The sequence below is a fragment of the Streptomyces sp. PSU-S4-23 genome (assembly GCF_055632315.1).
On the sequence record NZ_JBVMUU010000002.1, the window covers coordinates 6,090,961 to 6,113,691 of the forward strand.

Sequence of the window (22,731 nt, forward strand, 5' to 3'; positions counted from 1 at the left end):
GGACGCCGCCGCAGCCGCCGTTGCCTTGACGCCGGGGTCAAGGATTACGGTCGTGGTCATGCGAATCGGCGAGCTGGCGGCGCGGGCCGGGACCACCACGCGGACCCTGCGGTACTACGAGTCGCGGGGGCTGCTGCCCGCGCGGCGCACCGGCAACGGGTACCGCACGTACGACGAGTGCGATCTGAAGCTGCTGCGGCAGATCCGGACGCTGCAGGACTTCGGGTTCGGCCTGGAGGAGACGCGCCCCTTCGTGGAGTGTCTGCAGGCCGGGCACCCGGAGGGTGACTCATGCCCGGCGTCGCTCGCGGTCTACCGGCGCAAGCTGGACGAACTCGACGCGCTGATCGGGGAGTTGCGGGCCGTGCGGGCGAAGATCGGCGCACAGCTGGTGAAGGCGCTGGAAGCGCCCCCGGCCGGGGGGCGGACGCCGGCGGCCGAGACGGGGGTTCCGGGCGGTCCGGAACCGATGTGCGAGCTGGGAGGGCGGCAGTGGTGATCAAGGTGGCGGGCGTGACGGCGGTGACCGACGCGGACTTCGAGAGGGAGGTGCTCGCGGCCGAGGGGCCCGTGCTGGTGGAGTTCACCGCGGACTGGTGCCCGCCGTGCCGGCAGATGGGGCCGGTGCTCGCCGGCCTCGCCGCGCAGGAGGCGGGCCGGCTGAAGGTGGTCCAGCTGGACGTGGACACGAACCCGGTCACGACGAACGCGTACAAGGTGCTGTCGATGCCCACGTTCATGGTCTTCTGCGGCGGTGAGCCCGTGAAGGCGATGGTGGGGGCGCGGCCGGGGCGGCGGCTGCGTGAGGAACTGTCCGACGTCCTCTGACACCTGACGCCACCGGTGAACGAAGAAATCCCCCGAGCAATTGCGCTCGGGGGATTTTCCTGCGTATATTCAATGGTTCGCGATTTCAATGGAATTGAGTCGCAGTCAAGTCAGTGAGCACAGTGTATCCGGGCAGGAGCGGAATTGTCAAACAGGGGCTCAGACACAGAGAGCACCACGGGATGTGCCGACGATGAATTGCGGCATGAACAGGAATTCATCGACGGGCTGTACGCGCGCGTCGACGCACTGCGCGGTGACACCGAGACCTCCGTCGCGGACGCGCTGGCGCAGGGCCACACGCCCCTGCAGGCCCGGCTGGAACGGGACGTCCTCGTCGCCGAACGCTCGGGGCTGCTGGCGGCGCTGAACGCGGTGGACGGTTCGCTCTGCTTCGGCCGTATCGACCTCGCCTCCGGGCACGGCCACCACATCGGCCGCATCGGACTGCGCGCCGACGACACGGACCGCACCCCGATCCTGATCGACTGGCGCGCCGCGGTCGCCCGCCCCTTCTACCTGGCCACCGGCCACACCCCGATGGGGCTCAGGAGGCGCCGGCACATCTCCACCGACGGGCGCCGGGTCACGGCCCTGCACGACGAGATCCTCGACCTGGGCGACCGCGAACGCACCGGCCATGAGGACCCGTCCGGTGACGCCGTGCTGCTCGCCGCGCTGAACTCGGCCCGCACCGGCCGGATGGGCGACATCGTGCGGACCATCCAGGCCGACCAGGACCGCATCATCCGCGCGCCCCACCGGGGAGTGCTGGTGGTGGAGGGCGGCCCGGGCACCGGGAAGACGGCGGTCGCGCTGCACCGCGCGGCCTACCTCCTGTACGAACACCGGGAGCTGCTGGCCCGCCGCGCCGTACTGATCGTCGGGCCTAACCCGGCGTTCCTCGGCTACATCGGCGAGGTGCTGCCCTCGCTCGGCGAGACGGGGGTGCTGCTGGCCACCGTCGGCGAACTGTTCCCCGGCGTGCGGGCCACCGCGGCCGACACACCCGAGGCGGCCGCGGTGAAGGGCCGCGCCGGGATGGCGGACGTGCTCGCCCGTGTCGTGCGCGACCGGCAGGCCCTGCCCGACCCCGTGATCGCCATCGAGCACGACCGGGACGTCCTGCTGCTCGACGACGGCCTGGTGAACGTCGCCCGCGAGCGCACCCGCGCGGCGAAGCTGCCGCACAACGAGGCCCGCGAGCACTTCGAGGGCCACATCCTCAACACGCTGACGGACATGGTCGCGGAGCGGATCGGAACCGACCCGTACGACGGCTCGAACCTCCTCGACGCGAGCGACCTGACCCAGATCCGCGACGAGCTGGCCGAGAACCCCGGCGTCTGGTCGGCGATCGACCTGCTGTGGCCGCGGCTGACGCCGCAGCGGCTGGTCGCGGACTTCCTCGCCCACCCGGAGGGCTATGTGTCCGACGAGGACGCGGCCGCCGTCCGCCGCCCGGTCACGCGCGCCTGGACCACGGCCGACGTGCCGCTGCTCGACGAGGCGGCGGAACTGCTCGGGGAGGACGACCGGGCGGCGCGCGCCCACGCCGCACGCGAGCGCGAGGCGCGGGTGTCGTACGCGCAGGGCGTGCTGGACGTGTCGTACGCCTCGCGCACCTACGAGTTCGAGGACAAGGAGGACGGCGATCCCGACGCCTCCGAGGTGCTGTCCGCGCACGACATCATCGACGCGGAGCGGTTCGCCGAGCGGCAGGAGGAGGCGGACCACCGCAGCACCGCCGAGCGCGCCGCGGCCGACCGCACCTGGGCGTTCGGGCACATCATCGTCGACGAGGCGCAGGAGTTGTCGCCCATGGCGTGGCGGCTGCTGATGCGGCGCAGCCCGACCCGCTCGATGACCCTGGTGGGGGACCCGGCGCAGACGGCCGAGGCCGGCGGCGTCGGCTCGTGGTCCGAGATCCTCCAGCCGTACGTCGGGGACCGCTGGGAGCACACCCGCCTCGGCGTCAACTACCGCACCCCGTCCGAGATCATGGACGTGGCCGCGGCCGTGGTCCGCGCGGTGGACCCCGGTTTCGACCCCCCGCGTTCCGTGCGGTCCACGGGTGTGCGGCCCTGGGGGCGTGCCACCGGCGACCTGCCCGGCGCGGTGGCCGAGGCGGTCCGGGAGATGACCCCCGCCGAGGGACGGCTCGCGGTGATCGCCCCGCGCGCTCTGCACCGCTCCCTGGCCGCGCGGCTGGAGGGGGTGACGGCGGGCGCGGAGCCGGACCTGACCCGGAGTGTCGTCCTGCTCGACCCGCGCCAGTCCAAGGGCCTGGAGTTCGACTCCGTTCTGGTGGTGGAGCCCGGGCGCTACGGGACGAGCGATCTCTACGTGGCACTGACGCGGGCCACCCAGCGGCTGGGCGTGGTGTACGCCGGAAAACCGCCGAAGGCCCTGGCGGAGGCGCTGTCGCCGTCCTGAGGTGCGCGGACATCACCGAGCCGTAACGTTCGCCCCGTGGTCACCGCCTGTGCACGGCCGGTGCGGTATGCGTGTCGGTATGGAAGCCCAACCGTACGCGACCGCGCCGGCCGGCAGCGCGACGCTCGCCTCGCTGCCGGTGCAGCCGCTGCTGACCTCGGAGTTCGACGTCGACCCCGGCGGCGTCTACGCGCGGCTGCGGCGCATGTACGGTCCGGTGGCCCCGGTCGCGCTGATGGGTGTTCCCGTGTGGCTGGTGCTCGACTACCGCGAGGTGGTGGAGGTCCTGCGCAACGACGACCAGTGGCGGCGGGACGTCCGGTACTGGCGGGCACGGGCGGAGGGGCTGCTGCCGGCGGACTGGCCGCTGCTGGCGGGCTACGAGGTCCGCCAGACCATGTTCATGGACGGCGACGAGCACCAGGCCGCCCGCCGGACCCACCATTCGGCGCTGCGCCCCTTCCAGGACGGCCACACGCCCCAGGGGTGGGAGCTGCGGGCGGCGGTCGCCCGGTACGCGGACGAGCTGATCGCCCTGCTGGGCGCCGAATCGGGGACCGCGGGGTTCGCGGACCTGGGGGCGCAGTACACGAGGCCGCTGCTGCTGATGGTGACGACCCGGCTGTTCGGATGCCCCGAGGAACTGGGCGATGAACTTGTCATGGACCTGTGGCGGATGCTGGACGGCGGGCCGGACGCCGGGGCGGCCACCGCGCGCGCGGCGGCGGTCATGACCCGGCTGGCCGCGCACCGCAGGGCGCGGCCCGGCGACGACCTGACCTCGTACATGCTGCTCGCCGACCCCGGCCTGTCCGACGAGCAGCTGGGCCGGGAGCTGTTCATGAACGCGGTGTACCTGAACGACATCACCGGCAACATGGTGCTCAACACCCTGCTGGAGGTGTTGCGGGGCAACGCCACGGTCCGGCGCAGCCTGTCGGCAGGGCAGCTCGGTGAGGCCGTGAACCGGGCGGCGCTGATCAATCCGCCGGTGGCCAACATGTGCTTCCGGTTCGCGGCGCGGGACGTGCGGCTGGGCGACTTCTGGATCCGGGCGGGCGACGCCGTCTCGCCGTCGGCCGCGGCCGCCCACCGGGACCTGATGGCGCTCGACTCCTCCCACCTCGTCGAGTCGACGATCAGCACGCGGGCGCATCTGGGCTGGGGCGCGGGGCAGCACCAGTGCCCGAGCGCGGCACGCGAACTGGGCGGCATGATCGTGTCGACGGCGGTGGGCCGTGTCTTCGAGCACTTCGCCCGGGCGGAACCGACCCTGCCGCCGGACCAGTTGCCGTGGCGGGCGGGGCCGGTGGTGCGCGGGCTGCGGCTGCTGCCGGTGCGGTACGAACTGAAGGCGAAGCCACCCGGCCCCTGGGGTGAGGGCACCCCTCGGTCGCCGGACGCGCCACACGGCGCCGGCCGCCCGGTCAGGGGGCTGCTCGCGGCCCTGCGCAGGCTGATGTCCGGTGGCCGGTGAGGCGTGCGGGCCGGTGACGCGCCGCGCCGGCGCGGGGGACACCCCGCGGATCACCGGGTGCCGCCGTCCGTGCCGAGACGCTGGGGCTGGGCCCCGTCCACCTGCGGCAGCGCGTCGATCACACTGCGCAGATGCCTCCGGACGGCGGCCTCGGCGGCTTCGGGGTCCCCTTCGCAGAGCGCCTCGATGATCTCCAGGTGCTGCGGCAGGGACACGGTGGGCCGACCCGGGTGCATGGCCAGCCGGAACTGATGGCGGACGTTCTGGCCGCGTAGCCGCTCCAGCACGGTGCGGGCGGTGTTCTGGCCGCTGATGGTGAGGATCAGCGTGTGGAGCCGCCTGTTGAGGTCGGAGTACCCGAGCACGTCCCCGCCCGCCACCGCCTCCCGCATCCCGGCGCCGATCTCCCGGAGGGTGCGGCGGTCGTCCTCGGTGGCGTGCTCGGCGGCCTTCGCCGCGCACAGTCCTTCCAGGGCCATGCGGACCTCGGTGATCTCGACGGCTTCCGGGAGGGACACGGCGCGGACGCGCGCACCGCGGTTCTGGATGCGCTCGACCAGGCCCTCGCTGGCCAGTTGCACCAGCGCGTTGCGGACCCCGGCGCGGCTGGCGCCGAACTGCTCCGACAGTTCCGACTCCACGAGCCGCTGGTTGGGCGCGAACTCGCCACCCGTGATGGCGTCGCGGATCGCGTCGACGACCGGCGGCCGGTCGGCGGTACCTGCGCTCACTGCTGCCACTGCTCACACCTCACCGGGCGGCCGGGGTGCCGCCGTCCGGCACGACCTGCTCACTGACCCCGCTCCCGGGACGTCCCGGGCGACGGCCGTGGTCGGCACCGGCGGGGTCATCGGATGGCTCTCCATGTCATGGCGAGGACCCTAGGGAGCGCCGCAAGGATCGTCAACAATTTCTTCAGCAACTATGTTGCGCACTTATTGCGACAATCTTGCGGGCAACCTATGCTCCGGCAGGCGACCTGCCCGACGGGCGGGGCGGGCGCGTCCGCCTCCGGCTCGCACGGGCCGCCGGGGCGGCCGGGTCCCGCTGCGGGAAGGGCGGGAGAAGGCGCCCATGACAACTGCGGTCTCGGCGTTGACCCGTCCCGGGAGCGCCCGTACGTTCACGCAACGAATAAAAGTTCATTCCGCGCACACTGTGAAGAGGTAACGCCCATGCGTCGACTGCTAGCCGGGATTGCCGCCTCCGTGGTGTTGGCTTCCGCCACCACGGGCTGCGGCTCCTCCACCACGGACGACACCGCGAAGAGCGGCGGCAGAACCAGCGTCAAGGTCGGGGTCATCCCGATCATCGACGTGGCACCGATCTATCTCGGCAAGGAGAAGGGCTTCTTCAGCAAGCAGGGAATCGACCTGACCCTGGAGAGCGGCCAGGGCGGCGCCGCCATCGTGCCGGGCGTGGTCAGCGGCCAGTTCCAGTTCGGCTTCAGCAATGTGACGTCGCTGATGCTGGCGCAGAGCAAGGGCGTGCCGCTCAAGGGCGTGGCCAACGGCGTCAACTCCACCGACAAGCAGGGCGCCGACTTCGGCGCCCTCGTCGTCAAGAAGGACAGCCCGATCAAGTCGGCCAAGGACCTCGCCGGCAAGAAGGTCTCGGTCAACACCCTGAAGAACATCGGTGACACGACCACCCGGGAGTCGGTCCGCAAGGCCGGCGGCGACCCGGGCTCCGTCAAGTTCGTCGAGCTCGCCTTCCCCCAGATGCCCGCAGCCCTGGAGGCCGGCCAGATCGACGCGGCCTGGGTCGTCGAACCCACGCTCTCCCTGATCAAGAGCAAGGGCGGCCGGGTCATCGCCTCCCCCTTCGTCGACACCTCACCGGTCCTCACGGTGGCGCTCTACTTCACCTCCACGAAGCTCGCACAGCAGAACCCCGGCCTGGTCAAGAAGTTCCAGACCGCGATGAACGAGTCCCTGGAGTACGCCGACACCCACCCCGACGAGGTCCGGCAGATCCTCACCACCTACACGAAGATCGACGCGGCGACGGCGAAGTCGCTGATCCTTCCCACCTGGCCGCAGAAGCCCAACCGCGCCTCGCTGGCCATCCTGGCCAAACTCGCCGAGAAGGACGGGCTCTTCGACACCGCTCCGGACCTGGACAGGCTGCTGCCGTGACGTCGGACCGTGACACTGCCAGCGGAGCCGGCCTCGCGGCCGTCTCCGCGCCGGCGGCGGAAGAACCCACCCGCCCCGGGAACCCGCGGGGCACCCATGCGGTGCTCGGCCTGGCCGGCCTGGCCGGCCTGCTGACAGTGGTGGAGGCGATGCCGAGGCTGGGTGCGGTCTCCTCGGACTACCTGCCGCCGACGAGCCGGATCGCCCGGGCCCTCGTCGACGAACTGGCGGACGGCGCCTTCTGGACGGCGCTCGGCGACACCCTCCTCAGCTGGGCCGTCGGCCTGACGATCGCCGTGGTCGGCGGCGTCGTCGCGGGGTTCGTCATCGCGACGGTGCCGTTCCTGCGCGCCGCCACGGCATCCACCATCGAGTTCCTCCGGCCGATCCCCTCGGTCGCGCTGATCCCGCTCGCCGTGCTCCTGTACGGCACCGACATCCGCTCGGCGCTGCTCCTCGTGGTCTACGCCTCGTTCTGGCAGGTCCTCGTCCAGGTGCTCTACGGGGCGGGGGACGTCGACCCGGTCGCCGAGGAGACGGCCCGCAGCTACGGGCTGGGCACCTGGGCACGGCTGCGGTACGTCCTGTGGCCGACCTCCCTGCCCTACGTGATGACCGGCGTGCGACTGGCGGCGGCGGTCGCCCTGGTACTCGCCATCAGCGCCGAACTCATCATCGGCGCCCCCGGCCTGGGCGCCCGTATCGCCATCGCGCAGGCATCCAACGCCGTGCCCGCCATGTACGCGCTGGTCGCCGTGACCGGCCTGCTCGGGGTCCTGATCAATCTGGCGGCCCGGGCGGTCGAACGGCACACGCTCGCCTGGCACCAGTCGGTCCGCGGGGAGGAGGCGGTATGAGCCGGATCATCCGTCAACTGCTGCTGATCGTGGCGCTGCCCGCCGTGCTGGTGGCCGTGTGGTGGTACAGCACCGAGGACAGCCAGAGCTTCTACGTGCCGCCGCTGCGCACCATCCTGACCACCTTCGGCACGCTGTGGACGGGCGACCGGCTGGCGACCGACGTGCTGCCCAGCGTGCTGCGGCTGGCCGGCGGATACCTCTCGGCCGTCGTCGTCGGTGTGGCGCTGGGCGTGGTCATCGGCTCCTACCGGCGGGTGCGCGCCGTGCTCGAACCCGTCCTGGAGTTCCTGAGGGCCGTCCCGCCCCCGGTCCTGGTACCGGTGATCATGCTCTTCGCCGGCATAGGCAACGGCATGAAGGTCGTCGTCATCCTCTCCGGCTGCGTCTGGCCGATCCTGCTCAACGCGGTGGAAGGCGTGCGAGCGGTGGACGGCGTCCTGTCGGAGAGCGCCCGCTCGTACGGCATCACCGGAGCCGCCCGACTGCGCCACCTGGTCCTGCCGTCGGCGGGACCGCAGATCTTCGCCGGTCTGAGGCAGGCCCTGTCGATCGGCATCATCCTGATGGTGATCAGCGAGATGTTCGCGGCCAGCAACGGCCTCGGGTTCGACGTGGTGCAGTTCCAGCGCAGCTTCGCGATCCCGGAGATGTGGAGCGGCATCCTCCTGCTGGGCCTGCTCGGCTTCCTGCTGTCCATGCTGTTCCAGCTGGTCGAGAGCCGGGCCCTGGCCTGGTACCGCGGCCTGCGCCGCAGCCGGCGCTCCTCGTGACACACAACGCCTGCCGGAAAGGAATCCCGCAGATGCTCGACGTTCGAGGCCTGAAGAAGGTGTACGAGGGACGGGAGCGGCGCATCGAAGCGGTCCGCGACCTGACGTTCTCGCTGGACTCCGGCGACCTCGTCTGCCTCGTCGGCCCGTCCGGCTGCGGCAAGACGACCCTGCTCAAGTGCATCGCCGGCCTGCTCGCACCCACATCGGGCGAGGTGCTCCTGCACGGCAGGCCCGTCACCGGGCCACCGCCGGGCATGGCCGTGGTCTTCCAGGAGTACGGCCGCAGCCTGTTCCCCTGGATGAGCGTGCGCGACAACGTGGAACTGCCGCTCAAGCAGAAGAAGCTGCCGAAGGACCGCCGCCGTGCGCTCGTCGGCCGCGCGCTGGAGGCGGTGGGGCTCGCGGACGCCCACGACGCCTACCCGTGGCAGCTGTCCGGCGGCATGCAGCAACGGGTGGCGATAGCCCGGGCGGTGGCCTACGAGCCCGAGGTCCTGCTCATGGACGAGCCGTTCGCCGCGGTCGACGCACAGACCCGCGCCGACCTGGAGGACCTGATCCGTGACCTGTGGCACAAGCTCGGTGTGACGATCCTGTTCATCACCCACGACATCGACGAGGCCGTCTACCTGGGCCAGCGGGTCGTTGTCCTGTCGTCGTCGCCGACGGTCGTGCAGGAGCAACTGGACATCGACCTGCCCGACGAGCGCGATCAGCTGCACACCCGGGCCGACCCCCGTTTCACCGAGCTGCGCACCCATGTGTGGGAGCAGATCCAGGCCGCGAAACGAGGCGCGGCCGCAGCGTCGGCGGGGCCGTCGCCGCGGCAGGCCGCCCAGGACGCGGAAGTGGGCGCGGAGGCGGGCTGAGGCCGCACCCGGCCTTCCGGAGGCCGGACGAACGCCCGGCAGGCAGAAGCCCCACCGCCCCAAGTCCGCCGCTCGGTTCAGGCCGGGCGGAGCCAGAGGGTGGCGAGTGGGGGCAGGGTGAGGCGGATGCTTGCCGGGTGGCCGTGCCAGGGGGTGGGTTCGGGTTTGAGGGGGTCGGGGTTGTGGACGTCGCTGCCGCCGTAGGCGGCGCTGTCGGTGTTGAGGACCTCGTGCCAGGCGGGGACGTCGTCGGGGACGCCGAGGCGGTAGTCGTCGCGGACGACCGGGGAGAAGTGGCAGACGGCCAGCAGGGGGGTGCCGTGGGCGTCGAGGCGCAGGAAGGCGAGGACGTTGTCGTCGGCGGCGTCGGTGACCACCCAGTGGAAGCCGGAGGGGTGGGTGTCGCGTTGCCACAGGGCGGGGGTGTGGCGGTAGACGGTGTTCAGGTCGCGGACGAGGTCGCGCACGCGGCAGTGGTCGGGTGCGGCGGGGTAGGCGGGGTCCAGCAGCCACCAGTCGGGGCCGTGGGCTTCGGACCATTCGGCTCCCTGGGCGAACTCCTGGCCCATGAAAAGGAGTTGTTTGCCGGGGTGGGCCCACATGTAGCCGAGGTAGGCGCGGTGGTTGGCGCGTTGCTGCCACCAGTCGCCGGGCATCTTGGAGACGAGGGAGCGTTTGCCGTGGACGACCTCGTCGTGGGAGACGGGCAGGACGTAGTTCTCGCTGTAGGCGTACACCATCGAGAACGTCATCTCGTCGTGGTGGTACCTGCGGTGCACCGGCTCGTGGCTCATGTAGCGCAGCGAGTCGTGCATCCAGCCCATGTTCCACTTCAGGCCGAAGCCGAGCCCGCCGAAGCCGCTCGGGCCCCGGTGGTGCGTGGCGCGGGTGACGCCGTCCCAGGCCGTGGACTCCTCGGCGATGGTCACGACGCCCGGCGCCCGGCGGTACACGGTGGCGTTCATCTCCTGCAGGAAGGCGACCGCGTCCAGGTTCTCCCGGCCACCGCGGTCGTTGGGGCGCCACTGGCCCGGCTCGCGTGAGTAGTCGAGGTAGAGCATGGAGGCCACCGCGTCCACCCGCAGACCGTCGATGTGGAACTCCTCGCACCAGTACACGGCGTTGGCGACGAGGAAGTTGCGCACCTCGCGCCGCCCGAAGTCGAACTCCAGCGTTCCCCAGTCGGGGTGCGCGGCGCGCTGCGGGTCCGCGTGCTCGTACAGGGGGCGGCCGTCGAACTCCGCCAGCGCCCACGCGTCGCGCGGGAAGTGGGCCGGCACCCAGTCCATCAGCACGCCGATGCCGGCCCGGTGCAGGGCGTCGACGAGGTACCTGAAGTCATCGGGGGTGCCCAGGCGGGCGGTGGGCGCGTAGAAGCCGGTGACCTGGTAGCCCCAGGAGCCGCCGAAGGGGTGCTCGGCGACCGGCATCAGCTCCACGTGGGTGAAGCCCAGGTCGCGGACGTAGGCGGGCAGCTGCTCGGCCAGCCGGCGGTAGGTCAGTCCCGGTCGCCAGGAGGGCAGGTGCACCTCGTACACCGAGAACGGCGCCTCGTGCGCGGGGGTGTCCCCGCGGTGCGCGAGCCACTCCTCGTCGTGCCACTCGTACGACGACTCGGTCACGATCGACGCGGTCGCCGGCGGGACCTCGGTACGGCGGGCCATCGGATCCGCGCGGACGGTGTGCGTGCCGTCGGGACGGGTGATCTCGAACTTGTACAGCTCGCCCTCGCCGACGCCGGGCACGAACAGCTCCCACACGCCGGTCGCGCCGAGCGACCGCATCGGATGACCGGTGCCGTCCCAGTGGTTGAAGCCACCGGCCACGCGCACGCCCCGGGCGTGGGGCGCCCACACCGAGAAGCGGGTGCCGCTCACGCCCTGGTGCGTCATGGGGTGCGCGCCGAGCACCCGCCACAGCTCTTCGTGCCGCCCCTCGCCGATCAGGTGCAGGTCGAGCTCACCGAGCGTGGGCAGGAAACGGTACGGGTCCTCGGTCTCCGTCACGGCGCCCTCGTACGCGACCAGCAGCCGGTACTCCGGGACGTCGCGCAGCGGCAGCAGGCCCGAGAAGAAACCGTCCCCGTCGTCGTGCAGCTCTGCCCGCAGGTTCCCGGCCACGACGGTGACGGAGAGCGCGTACGGCCGGAAGGCCCGGAAGACGACGCCACCGGGTGCCGGGTGCGCGCCGAGCACCGTGTGCGGGTCGTGGTGGGTGCCGGTGAGCAGCCGCTCGCGGTCACCGCCATCGACGGCGGGGGAGCCGGTCGCCTGGCCGGCGGCTTTCGGGTGGGCCTTCCCGGCGGCCGCCCGAACCGGTCCCGCCTCGGCCGCCGCCGCCTTCCCGGCCGGCTTCTTCTTGCCGGTGGCCGTTGTCCTCCCGGCGGTGGCCGCGGCCGCCTTCCCGGCTGCCGCCGTCTTCCCGGCTGCCGCCGTCTTCCCGGCTGCCGCCGTCTTCCCGGCTGCCGCCGTCTTCCCGGCTGCCGCCGTCTTCCCGGCTGCCGCCGTCTTCCCGGCTGCCGCCGTCTTCCCGGCTGCCGCCGTCTTCCCGGCTGCCGCCGTCTTCCCGGCTGCCGCCGTCTTCCCGGCTGCCGCCGTCTTCCCGGCCGGCTTCTTCTTGCCGGCGGCCGTGGTTGCCTTCCCGGCTGTCGCCGTCTTGCCGGCTGTTGCCGCTTTGCCGGCCGCGGTCGTCTCTCCGGCTGTGGCCGTCTTCCCGGCCGCTGCCTTCTTCTTGCCGGCCGCCGTTGTCTTCCCGGCTGTCGCCGCTTTGCCGGCTGTCGCCGCTTTGCCGGCTGTCGCCGTCTTGCCGGCCGCGGTCGTCTCTCCGGCTGTGGCCGTCTTCTCGGCCGCTGCCTTCTTCTTGCCGGCCGCCGTTGTCTTCCCGGCCTTGGCTGCCGCTTTCGCGGTCGGGGCCGTTTGCCCGTCCGTCGTCTTCTTCCTTCCGGCGGCCGCCCTCTCGCGGCCGTCGTCGTTCTTCTTCGTGCTGTCGTCGGACGGGGGACGGGGCGTCACGGGCGGGGCCTCCTCGGCAGGGGTGTGGATCAGGGCAGGGCGCCGGCGGACAGCCGGCGGATCGCCGCCATCGGCACCGGCAGCCAGTCGGGCCGGTGCCGGGCCTCGTACAGGACCTCGTAGACGGCCTTGTCCGTCTCGTAGGCGCGCAGCAGCACCGGCTCGGCGCGCGGATCGCGTCCGGCGGCCTCCGCGTACCCGGCGCAGTACGCCGCCCGGCACGCCGTGGCCCACTCCGGCGCGGGCGGTACGGCCGAGTGGGCCGCGTAGTCGAAGGAACGGAGCATCCCCGCGATGTCCCGCACCGTCGGCTGCGGCATCCGGCGCTCGGCCAGCGACTTCGACGGCTCGCCCTCGAAGTCGATCAGCGACCACGTCCCGGACGGCGAGCGCAGGCACTGGCCCAGGTGCAGATCGCCGTGGATGCGCTGGGCGGTCCAGGTGCGCCCGTCGGCGGCGAGGGCGGCCAGCGCCTCGAACGCCTGGTGCAGCCCGGGCGCGTACGGCCGCAGCGCGGGCACCGCCTGCGCCGCCGCCTCCAGCCGCTGCGCCATGCCGTCGGCGAGCAGCCCTGCCCGGGCGTGCCCGAGCGTGGCCGTGGGCAGCGCGCGGGCCAGGGCCGTGTGCACCTCGGCCGTCGCCCGCCCGAGCGCCCGCGCCTCCACCGTGAAGTCCTCGCCCTTGGCCAGCTCGCGCAGCGCCAGCTCCCAGCCGTCCGTGGCGCCGCGCACATAGGGCTGCAGCACGGCCAGGACGTACGGATCGTCGGGGCCGTCGAGGTCGGCGATCAGCCAGCCGGCCGGCGCCGGCACCCGGGGGCAGCCCTCGCGCGACAGCACCAGAGGCAGTTCCAGGTCGGGGTTGGTGCCGGGAACGATGCGCCGCAGCACCTTCAGGATGAACGTATCTCCGTAGACGATCGAGGAGTTGGACTGCTCGGAGGTCATCAGCCGGGGGACGAGCCCCTCCCGTATCCGTGGACGTCCTTCCCTCTCGAAGCGCAGCCGGCCGATGCGGGCCCGGGTGCGGATCGCCTCCAGGAGCACGGCGGCGGCCCGGGGGTCGTACAGCGCCTCGTACACGCTCCGCCCCGCCAGCGAGCCCTCGGACACATGCCCGATGAGGGCCGGCGCCAGCCGCGGCGGCAGCGCCTCGCGCACCCCCACCAGCACCTGGTAGCAGTCCGCGGGGTGCGGCACGGCGCCCTGTGCCGGGACGTCCGGCTGATGGGCCCGCAGGAGCACATGGAGCAGGCCCGGCGAGCTTTCGGGCGGCAGCAGATCGGTGGCCGCCACCAGCGAGAACCCGGTGACGGGCCGCCCTTTGCCGGCGAACCAGCGCTGTCGTGGCAGCCACTCTCTCAGCAGCGGGTCGAGGGACGCGAGCAGACCGGGGTGGGTCGCGGTGGCACGGGTGACGGCTTCCGACATGGCGTGCGTCCTTTCCCCGGAGTCGGGGTGTTACTGATGCGTGCCCAGGGCGGGGCGGTGAAAACCGCCCCGCCGGGGTTCTACGCGGCGTTCCTGCGGAGCCGGAACCAGTAGAAGCCGTGGCCTGCGAGGGTGAGCAGATAGGGCAGTTCGCCGATGGCGGGGAAGCGGACCTGGCCGATGAGTTCCACCGGGTGGCGGCCGGTGAAGGGGCGCAGGTCCAGTTCGGTGGGCTGGGCGAACCGGGAGAAGTTGTGCACGCACATCACCAGGTCGTCCTTGTGTTCGCGCACGAAGGCGAGCACGGCCGGGTTGGAGGAGGGCAGTTCGGTGTAGGAGCCCAGGCCGAAGGCCGGGTTCTGCTTGCGGATCTCGATCATCCGCCGGGTCCAGTGCAGCAGCGAGGACGGGGAGGCCATCGACGCCTCCACGTTGGTGACCTGGTAGCCGTAGACCGGGTCCATGATCGTGGGCAGGTAGAGGCGGCCGGGGTCGCAGGAGGAGAAGCCCGCGTTGCGGTCCGGTGTCCACTGCATCGGGGTGCGTACCGCGTCGCGGTCGCCGAGCCAGATGTTGTCGCCCATGCCGATCTCGTCGCCGTAGTAGAGGATCGGCGAGCCGGGCAGGGACAGCAGCAGCGCGGTGAACAGCTCGATCTGGTTGCGGTCGTTGTCCAGCAGCGGGGCCAGCCGGCGGCGGATGCCGATGTTGGCGCGCATGCGGGGGTCCTTGGCGTACTCGGCCCACATGTAGTCGCGTTCCTCGTCGGTGACCATCTCCAGGGTCAGCTCGTCGTGGTTGCGCAGGAAGATGCCCCACTGGCAGCCGGAGGGGATGGCGGGGGTCTTGGCGAGGATCTCGGAGACCGGGTAGCGCGACTCGCGGCGCACGGCCATGAAGATGCGGGGCATGACGGGGAAGTGGAAGGCCATGTGGCACTCGTCGCCGCCGCGGTGGTAGTCGCCGAAGTAGTCGACCACGTCCTCGGGCCACTGGTTGGCCTCCGCCAGCAGCACGGTGTCCGGGTAGTGCGCGTCGATCTCCTTGCGCACCCGCCTGAGGAACTCGTGCGTCGCCGGCAGGTTCTCGCAGTTCGTCCCCTCCTCCTGGTAGAGGTAGGGCACCGCGTCGAGGCGGAATCCGTCGATGCCCAGGTCCAGCCAGAACCTGAGTGCGGAGATCATCTCCTCCTGGACGGCCGGGTTCTCGTAGTTGAGGTCCGGCTGGTGGGAGAAGAACCGGTGCCAGTAGTACTGCTTGCGCACCGGGTCGAAGGTCCAGTTGGACGCCTCCGTGTCGACGAAGATGATCCGCGCGTCCTGGAACTGCTTGTCGTCGTCGGCCCAGACGTAGTAGTCCCCGTACGGGCCGTCGGGATGGGCGCGCGACTGCTGGAACCACGGGTGCTGGTCGCTGGTGTGGTTCATCACGAAGTCGATGATCACGCGCATGCCGCGCTGGTGCGCGGCGTCCACGAACTCCACGAAGTCCGCCAGGTCCCCGAACTCCGGCAGCACCGCCGTGTAGTCGGACACGTCGTAACCACCGTCACGCAGCGGCGACTTGAAGAACGGCGGCAGCCACAGGCAGTCCACGCCCAGCCACTGCAGATAGTCCAGCTTCGCCGTCAGCCCCTTCAGGTCGCCCACGCCGTCGCCGTTGCTGTCCTGGAAGGACCTGACCAGGACCTCGTAGAAGACGGCACGCTTGAACCACTCCGGATCGCGGTCCGCGGCGGGAGTGTCCTCGAAGGTGTCCGGGACGGGCTCGTTGACGATCATCGTGTGGGTGACCCTCCGATCTGCGGTGAGGACGGTCGCAGGACGGTCAGCACGTGTGCGGGGCTATCGCCCGGCGAAAGACGCACATAGTTGGCCCTGCCCCAGTGGTAGGTGACACCGGTGAGCTCGTCGCGCACCGGCACCGACTCGTGCCACTCCAGGCCGAGCCGCGGCATGTCCAACGAGACCGTCGCCTCCTGGGTGTGGTGGGGATCCAGGTTCACGACCACCACAACCGTGTTCGAACCCGAGTGTTTCGAGTAGACGATCACCTCTTCCTTGTCGGCGTGGTGGAAGTGCAGGTTCCGCAGCTGCCGCAGTGCGGGGCTGGACCGCCGGATCGCGTTGAGCTTCGTGATCAGGGGTGCGATGCTGCGCCCCTCCCGCTCCGCGGCCTCCCAGTCCCGGGGCCGCAACTGGTACTTCTCCGAGTCCAGATACTCCTCACCGCCCTCCCGCAACGGCACGTTCTCACACAGCTCATACCCGGAATACACCCCCCACGACGGCGACAGCGTCGCCGCCAGCACCGCCCGCACCTCGAACGCCGGCCGCCCCCCACGCTGCAGATACGCATGCAGGATGTCCGGCGTGTTCACAAAGAAGTTCGGCCGCATGTACGCAGCCGTCTCCCCCGACAACTCCGTCAGATACTCCGTCAGCTCCCGCTTCGAATTCCGCCACGTGAAATACGTGTACGACTGCTGGAACCCCACCGCCGCCAGCGCCCGCATCATCGCCGGCCGCGTGAACGCCTCCGCCAGGAACACCACATCCGGATCCGACCGCCCGATCTCCCCGATCACCCGCTCCCAGAACACCACCGGCTTCGTATGCGGATTGTCCACCCGGAAAATCCGCACCCCATGCCCCATCCAGAACCGCAGAATCCGCAGCGACTCCGCCACCAGACCCTCCATGTCCGCATCGAAATACAGCGGATAGATGTCCTGGTACTTCTTCGGCGGGTTCTCCGCATACGCCACCGACCCGTCCACCCGATGCCGGAACCACTCCGGATGCTTCGCCACCCACGGATGGTCCGGCGAACACTGCAACGCGAAGTCCAGCGCCACCTCAAGACCCAGCTCCCCAGCCCGCCCCACGAACCAGTCGAAATCCCCGATCGTCCCCAACTGCGGATGCACCGCGTCATGACCACCCTCAGGCGACCCCACCGCCCACGGCACCCCCACATCCCCCGCACCCGCCGACAGACCGTTGTTCGGCCCCTTGCGAAACGTCGTCCCGATCGGATGCACCGGCGGCAGATACACCACGTCGAACCCCATCGACGCGATCACCGGCAACCGCCGCGCCGCCGACCGGAACGTCCCATGCGCACACTCCGCCGTCCCCTCCGACCGCGGAAAGAACTCGTACCACGACCCGAACAACGCCCGCTCCCGCTCCACCAGCAACGCGAACGGCCCCACCGGCGACACCGACTCCCGCAACGGACACGACGCCAGCACCGCATCCACCTCCGGCGTCAACGCCCCCGCCAACCGCGCCACCGGCGGCCGCGACTCATCACGCAGGGCACCGGCCGCGGCGAGAAGCACCCCCCGGCGGCCCTTGCCCTTCGGGGCGCCGGCGGCGGCCCGCTCGTACAGCCGCGCGCCCTCCTCCAGGACCAGCTCGGTGTCGATCCCCGCCGGGATCTTGATCGTGGCCTGCCGCCGCCAGGTGGTGACCGGATCGCTCCACCCCTCCACGGTGTAGGTCCAGTGGCCCTCGGCCGGCACGGAGACGGTGGCGCCCCAGCGGTCGGTGCCGGGCGCCAGTTCGCGCATCGGCGTCCACGGGCCGGGGCGGCCCTCGGGGTCCGTGAGGACGACGTCGGCGGCGACGGCGTCGTGGCCCTCGCCGAAGACCGTGGCGGAGATCTCGAACTCCTCGCCCACCACCGCCTTGGCCGGCCGGCGGCCCCCGTGGACGAGGGGACGCACGTCCAGGACGGGGATGCGCCCGAGGGATGGTCCGGCGTCCCGTGCGGCCGGCGTGCGGCTCGGGCCCGCGGGCGGGGTCCGCGGGGCGGGGGGATCGGGCTTCCGCAGGGGGGAAGTGGCGGTGCCGGGGGCCGTAGGTGCAGGCGAGTGGTGCGTCGGGGGCATGACCGCTCCTGTCCGCGTCAACGATGGTGGACGGTTGAGGGTGTCGGAAGGCGGGCCAGCGGGGTTACCGGAGGAGCCTTCCCACCAGGTGCGGGTGGGCATTCCGGCACTTTGTTAACTACTCGCGCGTATGTCTACGTTCACGTCCGGCCGTATCCGGACAGACGAAAGGGGCCGGCTCCGCCCGGGGGCGAGGCCGGCAAGCCTACGCGTGCTCGGTGAACCACGGTCAACGGCGGATGACCCGCAGCAGTCTGTCCGGTGAGCCGGGCCCCGCGCCCGTGATCCTGCCGGAGACCGCCTGCCGGACGAGCGCCCGGCTCACCTGCGCCGGAGTGGCCCGGGGATGGCCCGCCAGATAGAGCGCGGCCGCGCCGGTGGCGTGCGGGGCCGCCATCGACGTGCCGGAGAGGGTGGCCGTGCCGGTGTCGCTCGTATACGCGTCGGAGGTGATCGACACGCCGGGCGCGAACAGGTCCAGATCCGGGCCCCAGTTGGAGAACCCCGCCCGGGCATCCTTCCGGTCGCTGGCGCCGACCGTGACGGCCTGTGCGACGTGGGCCGGGGAGTACGCACCGGCCGGGCGCCCGTCGTTGCCGGCGGCGACCACGTAGGTCACGCCGGAGGCGATGGAGGCGCGCACGGCCGCGTCCAACCGGGCGTTCGCCGGGCCGTTCAGGCTCAGGTTCGCCACCGCGGGTCTCCTGGCGTGCCTCGTCACCCAGTCGATGCCCGCGATGACCTGTGCGGTCGTGCCGGCGCCGGTCTTGTCGAGGACGCGTACGGCGACGACCTTCGCCTTCTTGGCGACCCCGTACCCGCTGCCCGCGACGGTCCCGGCCACGTGCGTGCCGTGCCCGTTGGCGTCGGCGGCCGTGCGGTCGCCGTCGACGAAGTCCCATCCGTAGCTCGCCCGGCCGCCGAAGTCCTTGTGCGAGACGCGGATGCCGGTGTCGATGACGTACACCGTCACGCCGGCGCCCGCCGGATCGGGCCAGGTGTAGCCCCCGTCGAGCGGCGGCTCGGCCTGGTCGATGCGGTCCAGGCCCCACGAGGGCGGGTTCTTCTGGACGCGGTCGAGCGAGACCCGGGTGTCCTGGACGACCGAGGCCACCCGGGGGTCCGCCGCGAGGCGCCGCGCCTGCCGTCCGCCGGCCGTCACCGCGTATCCGTGGAGCGCCGTTTCGTAGGTGCGGCTGATGGTGATCCCGTACCGCTCGGCGATGTCCTCGCGGACGGCCGACGGCGCCCCGGCTCCCGCCCTGAGCGTCACGATGTAGCTCCCGCCGACGGCGCCGGGGGCCCCGGCGCCGAGGACCGTTCCTTCCGGGGCCGCCCGCGCGGGCGGGGCGACGGCCGACAGCACCGCGACGGCGGCGGCCGCGGTGAGGGCGGCCCTCCGGCGCGGGCGCGTGTTCTTCCTCCGTGCCATGACTCGGGTTCCCCTCCTCGACGCGGTGTGCGACGGCCCGGCCCCCCGGTGCGCGCGGCCGTCCACCGATGGCCCCGGTCGGTAGCCTGTCGTGCGGTGCGAAACGGCACAAGGCCGCCCAGGGCTGTGGAATCGGCCATATCGGCCAGGGGTGGAGTGGTCAGGGGCTGCGCTGCTTTCCGGACGGTTCGCGGCGAAGCCGGCCGCCCCTTCCGGTGGTGGCGCACGAGGCCGTCGGGCCCGAGCGAGGGCCGAGCGGGGGCCGAGTGGGGTCCGGGGGCGGCAGTCCGGGGGTGCGGCCGCCCCAACGCGCCGTCGCCCTGCGGCGGCCCGCGCCGCTACCGTCGGGGATGACATGCCGCGTACGTCCCCCGTGAAGGTGGAATTCGTGAAGGCAATCCGCAGGTTCACCGTACGTCCCGTCCTCCCCGAAGCCCTTCACCCGCTGAGCGATCTGGCGCGCAATCTGCGCTGGTCGTGGCATGCGGAGACCCGTGATCTCTTCCAGTCCGTGGACCCCGAGCGATGGGCCGCGTCCGGAGGCGACCCGGTACGGCTGCTCGGGGGCGTCGCGCCCGCCCGGCTCGCGGAGCTGGCCGGGGACCGCCGCTTCCTGCGCCGTCTCGCCGCGGCCGCCGGCGATCTGGGCGACTACCTGAACGGCGACCGCTGGTACCAGTCCCACTCGCCCCGCTCGGATCTTCCCGCCGCCATCGCCTACTTCTCGCCCGAGTTCGGCATCACGGCCGCACTGCCCCAGTACTCCGGCGGCCTCGGCATCCTCGCCGGCGACCATCTGAAGGCGGCCAGCGACTTGGGCGTCCCGCTGATCGGCGTGGGACTGCTGTACCGGCACGGCTACTTCCGGCAGACCCTCTCACGGGACGGCTGGCAGCAGGAGCACTATCCGGTGCTCGACCCGCACGAACTGCCCCTGGTGCTCCTGCGCGAGCCCGACGGCACCGCCGCCCGGGTCTTCCTGGCGCTGCCCGGCGGACGCCGGCTCCGGGCCCGCATCTGGCTCGCCCAGGTGGGCCGGGTGCCGCTGCTGCTGCTCGACTCGGACGTGGAGGAGAACGACCTCGGCGAGCGGGGCGTCACCGACCGGCTGTACGGAGGCGGCAGCGAGCACCGGCTGCTGCAGGAGATGCTGCTCGGCATCGGCGGGGTGCGCGCGGTACGCGCCTATTGCCGGCTGACCGGGCACGCCGAGCCCGAGGTGTTCCACACCAACGAGGGACACGCGGGCTTTCTCGGCCTGGAGCGCATCGCCGAACTGCACGACGCCGGACTGGACTTCGACTCGGCCCTGGAGGCGGTGCGGGCCGGCACGGTCTTCACCACGCACACGCCCGTCCCGGCGGGCATCGACCGCTTCGACCGGGAGCTGGTGGCCCGCCACTTCGGCCCGGACGGGGAGCTCCCCCGGATCGAGGTGGAGCAGATCCTGCGGCTCGGGATGGAGACGTACCCGGGCGGCGAACCGAACCTCTTCAACATGGCGGTGATGGGTCTCCGGCTCGGCCGGCACGCCAACGGGGTGTCCCTGCTGCACGGCCATGTCAGCCGGGAGATGTTCGCGGGCCTGTGGCCGGGCTTCGACCCCGACGAGGTGCCGATCACGTCCGTGACGAACGGGGTGCACGCGCCGACCTGGGTGGCGCCGGAGGTGTTCCGGCTGGGCGCGCGGCAGATCGGCGCGGAGCGCACCGAGGACGCCATGACGGTCGGCGGGCCGGAACGCTGGGACGCGATCGCGGAGATCGCCGACCAGGAGATCTGGGACCTGCGCCGGGTGCTGCGCGAGCAGCTGGTGCTGGAGGTGCGGGAGCGGCTGTACGCGTCCTGGCGGCAGCGCGGCGCGGGGACGGCCGAACTCGGCTGGATCGACGGGGTGCTGGATCCCGACGTGCTGACGATCGGCTTCGCCCGCCGGGTGCCGTCGTACAAGCGGCTGACGCTGATGCTGCGGGACCGGGACCGGCTGATGGAGCTGCTGCTGCACCCGCAGCGCCCGGTGCAGATCGTGGTGGCGGGCAAGGCGCACCCGGCGGACGACAGCGGGAAGCGGCTGATCCAGGAGCTGGTCCGGTTCGCCGACGACCCGCGCGTGCGTCACCGGATCGTGTTCCTTCCGGACTACGGCATGGCGATGGCGCAGAAGCTCTACCCGGGCTGCGACGTGTGGCTGAACAACCCGCTGCGCCCGCTGGAGGCGTGCGGGACCAGCGGCATGAAGGCGGCGCTCAACGGCGGGCTCAACCTGTCGGTGCTGGACGGCTGGTGGGACGAATGGTTCCAGCCGGACTTCGGCTGGGCGATCCCCACCGCCGACGGCACGGGGACCGACGAGGACCGGCGCGACGACCTGGAGGCGGCGGCCCTCTACGACCTGCTGGAGCAGCGGGTGGCGCCGCGCTTCTACGAGCGGGGCCAGGGCGGGCTGCCGGACCGCTGGATCGAGATGGTCCGGGGGACCCTCATGCACCTCGGCCCCAAGGTGCTGGCGGGGCGGATGGTGCGCGAGTACGTGGAGCGTCTGTACACCCCGGCGGCGCACGCCCACCGTGCGATGACGCCGGACGCGGCGCGTGAGCTGGCGGCCTGGAAGACACGGGTGCGGGCGGCCTGGCCGGCCGTCACGGTCGACCACGTCGAGACGTCGACGGCGGCGGTCACGGCGGAACTGGGCACGACGCTCTCGCTGCGGGTCCGTGTCGGCCTGGGCGACCTGGCCCCCGACGACGTGGAGGTCCAGGCGGTGTCGGGGCGCGTCGACACGGAGGACCGCATCGCGGACGCCACGGCGACCGCGCTGAAGCCGGCGGGCGGCCCGGATCCGGAGGGCCGCTGGGCCTACGAGGGGCCGCTGTCCCTGGACCGCACCGGCCCGTTCGGCTGCACCGTCCGGATCCTGCCCGCGCACCGGCTGCTGGCGGGCGGTGCGGAGCTGGGGCTTGTGACGCTGCCGGCGGAGGAGATCGCGGAGGCGGCCGGCGTGCTGATGCGCTGACGGGTCCGGCGCAGCGGCGCACGCGGTGGCGGGGCGCTCGGGTCAGTCCTCGGACAGGCCCGCGCACAGCCGCCGCAACACCGCCCCGCAGCGCCGCGCGTACGCGTGCTGCAATCCGCGCGCCGCCGGGCCGCCCGCCTTCGTGTACCACTTGGCCGGGCGGCTGAAGGCCGTGATGGTCAGCCAGACCGTGCCGTCGCCGGTGCGATGGACCACGAACGCCTCCTCGCCGCTCTCGGGGTGTCCGGGCAGCGTGCCGTAGGCCCAGCCCGCGCGGCGGGGCTCGTCGACCGTCCAGACGACACGGCAAGGGGCCTTGATGACGCCGCCGAGGGTGATGGTGACGTCGACCCCGGGGGCCGCCCTGTCCTGGGCGGTCAGGACGCCGACCCCCATCGCGCGGTGCACCTCCCAGGTCAGGAGGGCCTCGGAGGCCCTGCGGAACACCTCCTCGCCCTCGCCGATCCGCGTGCGCAGGTGCAGCGGACGGAAGCCCTCGGGGCAGTGGCCGGCCGTGCGGGTCGCGCCGACTTCCTCGTACGTGAAGGACATGGGCCCCAAGCGTA

General features: G+C 72.0%; 16 protein-coding genes. 9 read left to right on the forward strand and 7 right to left on the reverse strand.

Features of this window, described 5'->3' with window-relative positions; genetic code table 11:
* Positions 1 to 58 precede the first annotated feature (58 nt).
* The 4 genes from ACZ79I_RS27875 (at position 59) to ACZ79I_RS27890 (ending at position 4,741) form a co-directional block, all read left to right on the forward strand.
* Positions 59 to 499 (forward strand): MerR family transcriptional regulator, encoded by a 441-nt coding sequence (locus tag ACZ79I_RS27875; RefSeq protein ID WP_471500536.1) that lies wholly within the window; start codon positions 59 to 61, stop codon positions 497 to 499.
* Between the two features lie 14 nt (positions 500 to 513).
* Entirely contained in the window at positions 514 to 828 is a 315-nt protein-coding gene (locus ACZ79I_RS27880) for a thioredoxin family protein (protein ID WP_471500538.1), read from the forward strand.
* 198 nt (positions 829 to 1,026) lie between these two features.
* Positions 1,027 to 3,264 carry a HelD family protein gene (locus ACZ79I_RS27885; protein WP_471500540.1) on the forward strand — a complete coding sequence of 746 codons (2,238 nt, stop codon included), beginning with the start codon at positions 1,027 to 1,029 and terminating at the stop codon, positions 3,262 to 3,264.
* Between the two features lie 79 nt (positions 3,265 to 3,343).
* Positions 3,344 to 4,741, forward strand: a complete 1,398-nt coding sequence (locus ACZ79I_RS27890) for a cytochrome P450 family protein (RefSeq protein ID WP_471500542.1) — start codon at positions 3,344 to 3,346, stop codon at positions 4,739 to 4,741.
* A 50-nt stretch (positions 4,742 to 4,791) separates the two neighbouring features.
* Here ACZ79I_RS27890 and ACZ79I_RS27895 read toward each other — a convergent pair whose 3' ends face one another.
* On the reverse strand, positions 4,792 to 5,481 hold the full coding sequence (locus ACZ79I_RS27895) for a GntR family transcriptional regulator (RefSeq protein ID WP_471500544.1): 690 nt from the start codon (positions 5,479 to 5,481) through the stop codon (positions 4,792 to 4,794).
* Positions 5,482 to 5,916: 435 nt separating this feature from the next.
* On the opposite strand from ACZ79I_RS27895, the gene ACZ79I_RS27900 reads away from it, so the two are divergent.
* The 4 genes from ACZ79I_RS27900 (at position 5,917) to ACZ79I_RS27915 (ending at position 9,381) form a co-directional block, all read left to right on the forward strand.
* Entirely contained in the window at positions 5,917 to 6,879 is a 963-nt protein-coding gene (locus tag ACZ79I_RS27900) for an ABC transporter substrate-binding protein (protein WP_471500546.1), read from the forward strand.
* Between the two features lie 149 nt (positions 6,880 to 7,028).
* The gene (locus tag ACZ79I_RS27905) at positions 7,029 to 7,736 is read left to right on the forward strand and encodes an ABC transporter permease (protein WP_471505273.1); all 708 of its coding nucleotides are present in this window, start codon (positions 7,029 to 7,031) and stop codon (positions 7,734 to 7,736) included.
* A complete protein-coding gene (locus tag ACZ79I_RS27910) occupies positions 7,733 to 8,509 on the forward strand; it encodes an ABC transporter permease (RefSeq protein WP_471500548.1) in 777 nt (258 codons plus the stop codon). The genes ACZ79I_RS27905 and ACZ79I_RS27910 overlap by 4 nt, the downstream gene beginning before the upstream one ends.
* A gap of 32 nt (positions 8,510 to 8,541) precedes the next feature.
* Positions 8,542 to 9,381 carry an ABC transporter ATP-binding protein gene (locus ACZ79I_RS27915; protein WP_471500550.1) on the forward strand — a complete coding sequence of 280 codons (840 nt, stop codon included), beginning with the start codon at positions 8,542 to 8,544 and terminating at the stop codon, positions 9,379 to 9,381.
* 77 nt (positions 9,382 to 9,458) lie between these two features.
* Here the strand turns inward: ACZ79I_RS27915 and glgB are convergent, their stop codons facing one another.
* From glgB to ACZ79I_RS27940, 5 genes are all read right to left on the reverse strand, one after another.
* Positions 9,459 to 12,392 (reverse strand): 1,4-alpha-glucan branching enzyme, encoded by a 2,934-nt coding sequence (glgB, locus tag ACZ79I_RS27920; protein WP_471500552.1) that lies wholly within the window; start codon positions 12,390 to 12,392, stop codon positions 9,459 to 9,461.
* A 29-nt stretch (positions 12,393 to 12,421) separates the two neighbouring features.
* The gene (locus tag ACZ79I_RS27925) at positions 12,422 to 13,822 is read right to left on the reverse strand and encodes a maltokinase N-terminal cap-like domain-containing protein (protein ID WP_471500554.1); all 1,401 of its coding nucleotides are present in this window, start codon (positions 13,820 to 13,822) and stop codon (positions 12,422 to 12,424) included.
* Between the two features lie 80 nt (positions 13,823 to 13,902).
* The gene (gene treS, locus ACZ79I_RS27930) at positions 13,903 to 15,603 is read right to left on the reverse strand and encodes a maltose alpha-D-glucosyltransferase (protein ID WP_471500556.1); all 1,701 of its coding nucleotides are present in this window, start codon (positions 15,601 to 15,603) and stop codon (positions 13,903 to 13,905) included.
* Positions 15,600 to 17,720: an alpha-1,4-glucan--maltose-1-phosphate maltosyltransferase gene (locus tag ACZ79I_RS27935; protein WP_471500558.1), complete on the reverse strand. Its 2,121-nt coding sequence runs from the start codon at positions 17,718 to 17,720 to the stop codon at positions 15,600 to 15,602. Before ACZ79I_RS27935 ends, treS begins: the two co-directional genes overlap by 4 nt.
* A 229-nt stretch (positions 17,721 to 17,949) precedes the next feature.
* Positions 17,950 to 19,152, reverse strand: a complete 1,203-nt coding sequence (locus ACZ79I_RS27940; protein WP_471500560.1) for a S8 family peptidase — start codon at positions 19,150 to 19,152, stop codon at positions 17,950 to 17,952.
* 388 nt (positions 19,153 to 19,540) lie between these two features.
* On the opposite strand from ACZ79I_RS27940, the gene ACZ79I_RS27945 reads away from it, so the two are divergent.
* Positions 19,541 to 22,165 (forward strand): glycosyltransferase family 1 protein, encoded by a 2,625-nt coding sequence (locus ACZ79I_RS27945; RefSeq protein WP_471500562.1) that lies wholly within the window; start codon positions 19,541 to 19,543, stop codon positions 22,163 to 22,165.
* Positions 22,166 to 22,207: 42 nt separating this feature from the next.
* Here ACZ79I_RS27945 and ACZ79I_RS27950 read toward each other — a convergent pair whose 3' ends face one another.
* Entirely contained in the window at positions 22,208 to 22,717 is a 510-nt protein-coding gene (locus ACZ79I_RS27950) for a DUF1990 family protein (protein WP_471500564.1), read from the reverse strand.
* Positions 22,718 to 22,731: the final 14 nt, after the last annotated feature.